Origin of the sequence: Micrococcus sp. KRD077 (assembly GCF_017168505.1) — a bacterium.
Taxonomy (GTDB): domain Bacteria; phylum Actinomycetota; class Actinomycetes; order Actinomycetales; family Micrococcaceae; genus Micrococcus; species Micrococcus luteus.
The window spans coordinates 1-2,620 of record NZ_JABFAZ010000069.1 but is presented as its reverse complement, the minus strand read 5'-3'; the positions used below and the strand labels follow the sequence as shown (position 1 = coordinate 2,620).

General features: G+C 81.1%; 2 protein-coding genes. Both read right to left on the bottom strand.

The annotated features are described in order from the left end of the window. Positions 1 to 196: 196 nt before the first annotated feature. Complete coding sequence (locus tag J1M39_RS11365) at positions 197 to 1,324, bottom strand: type II secretion system F family protein (RefSeq protein ID WP_206452673.1); 1,128 nt, start codon at positions 1,322 to 1,324, stop codon at positions 197 to 199. Next, the coding region (locus J1M39_RS11360) for a CpaF family protein (protein WP_206496809.1) at positions 1,321 to 2,620 on the bottom strand (1,300 nt) is incomplete at its 5' end. The genes J1M39_RS11365 and J1M39_RS11360, both read right to left, overlap by 4 nt.

Here is a 2,620-nt window from a genome sequence, read left to right as displayed (position 1 = left end):
GTGTGGGAGCGGTGGGTCATGGTGGTCCTCCTGGAGTGGGCCCCGCGGTGCGGGGCGGTGGTGACGGCCCGGCCGGGCCGCTGGTCCCAGGCTGGCCCGCTCCGGGGCCCGCGCGCCGGGGGCGATGCGGATCCGGGGATGGGCCGGGGCGATCGGGGCCCTGTGCAGGACCGGACGCCCTGGCGTCGCCACGGCCTCAGCCCGGTCCCGCCCCGAGCAGGGCCATGACGACGGGCACCACGCCCCAGCACACGAAGGCGGGCAGCAGGCACAGCCCCAGCGGCATCACCAGGCGCACGGCGAGCTCCTCGGCCGCCCGTTCGTCGGCCCGCCGGGTCTGCTGACGGACGGCAGCGGCGGTCTCGGCCAGCGTGCGGGCGCCGGCCATCCCGGACCGGTGCAGCGGCCGCAGCCGGGCGGCGGTCTCGATCCACACCGGGTCCGTGTCGAGCCCCGCCCACGCCTCGTCCCAGTCCCGGCCCCAGAGCAGCAGCGTCGCGGTGGTGCGCAGGCCGCGGGCGCCCGGCAGGGTTCGGCCGAGGTCGTCCAGCGCGGCGGGCAGGGATCGGCCGGCGCTGAGCAGCGCCGCCAACACGTCCAGCACGACGGCGGCGCCCACCGCCGCCGGTTCGCGCGCGGCCGCACGCAGCAGCAGGCGCGTCCAGGACCGCCCGGCCAGCCAGAACAGCAGCCCCACCGCGGCGACCACGGCACCGAAGGGCGAGCGGGCCAGGTCCCACGGGGAGGTGCCGAGCAGCCACGCGAGGCCGAGGCCGCCCAGGGGCAGCCACTGCAGCAGTCGGGACGTCGCGCCCGGCCCCGCCGCGGCCGAGCGGCGGGCCCGGGCCGCGTCCACGTCCGCCTCGAGACTGTGGGCCAGCCGCCGGGCCACGGCAGCGGGAGCGGCACCCGCCCGGGCCCCGGCCGCGAGCGCCGCGTCGACCAGCGCCCAGCCCGGGTCCCGTGCGGGGGTCCGCCAGGGCAGGGTCCCGCCGCCGCGCGCCGCCTCCCCGGTCGGCGCATGCGACGCCGGCACATCCCAGGCCAGTGCCTCGGCCCGGCGTCGGGCGCGGTGATGGGCACAGCACGCGGTGCCCGCCTCGCTCGGGCCCGGCCCGCAGGCGGGCAGGGTGCACGCGGTCTCCCGCCAGGCCTGCTCCTCGGTCAGGCCGGCCGAGACGAGGGCGGCCCAGCGGCGCAGCACGCCGACGAGCACCTCCGTCTCCTCCTCCGGCGTCGGCCGCCCCGCCCGCCAGGGCAGCAGCGCCGCGGCACGCCCAGCGCGCGACCGTCGTGCCTGCCCGGCCGCCGTCGTCGTGCTCACCGGCCGCTCCGCCCCGCGAGCCGGGCCGCGAGCGCGGGCACGCCGGGTCCCTCGATGGTCCGCCCGCCCGCCGCCTCCGTCCCGGGTCGCCACGTGAGGGCGGGCAGCAGGGCGAACCCGTCGGCGCGCGGGTCCGGGACGGCGAGCTCGACGGGGTGCCGCCCGTGGCCGTCGCGGGCGAGGTGCAGCACGGCGTCCACGCCGGCGCGGGCCTGCGCGGCCACCGTCTCGGGCCGCCAGCCGGCCAGGGAGGCCATGGCCGTCAGCCGGGCGGGCACCTCGGCGGCGGCGTTGGCGTGCAGGGTGCCCCACGCGCCCTGGTGGCCCGTGTTCAGGGCGGTGAGGACGTCGGCCACCTCGGCGCCGCGGCACTCGCCGACCACGAGCCGGTCCGGCCGCATCCGCAGGGCGTGGCGGACGAGCTCGGCCAGTCCGACCTCGCCGGCGCCCTCCGCGTTGGCGGCGCGGCACTGCAGGGCGACCACGTGCGGGTGATCGGGCGCGGCCTCGGCCGTGTCCTCCACGACGACGATCCGTTCGTCCCCCGGCACCCGGCCGAGGGCCGCGGAGAGCAGCGTGGTCTTGCCCGCCCCGGTCGCGCCGCTGACCAGGACGGTGGCGCGGTCGCGCACGAGCGCCTCGAGGGCGTCGGCCCAGAGGGCGCCGTCCGGCCAGCCGTCGGCCAGCGCGGCCAGCGACGGCGTCGCCGCGGCCGGGATCCGCAGGCTCAGCAGGGTGCCGCCGCCGCTGACCGGGGGCAGGACCGCGTGGACGCGCACGCCGCCCACGCGGGCGTCGGCCAGCGGCACCGCCGCGTCGAGGCGGCGGCCGGCCCGGTGCAGCAGCCGCACCGCGAGCGCCCGGGCGGTCTCGGGGTCGAGCCGATCGGGGCGGCGGACGAGGCCCCCGTCCCCGTCGGTCCACACCGCGCCCGCGCCGTCCACGAGCACGTCGGTCACGCCCGGGGTGCGCACCCAGGGTGCGAGCGGGCCGAAGCCGTCGAGCTCATCGACCAGCGCCGCCACGCGCGGGTCGTCGATCGGCACGTCGAGGGCCTCGGCGATCAGCGGGGCCAGCGGCGGCTCCGCGCCGTCCGCGGCCGACGCACGGGCCTCGGCCACGCGCCGGCGCACGACGGCGGCGTCCAGCCCGTCGGGGCCCGCTGCGGGTGCGGCGAGCGGCGGCGCGGCGACCTGCGTGCGTTCCGGCTCGGCCGGGCCGGTGCGGGGCCACGGGAACCGCCGGCCGCCCTCGGGCGGGGCGGGGCGGCGTCGTCGGCCCCGCCCCGCCCGAGGG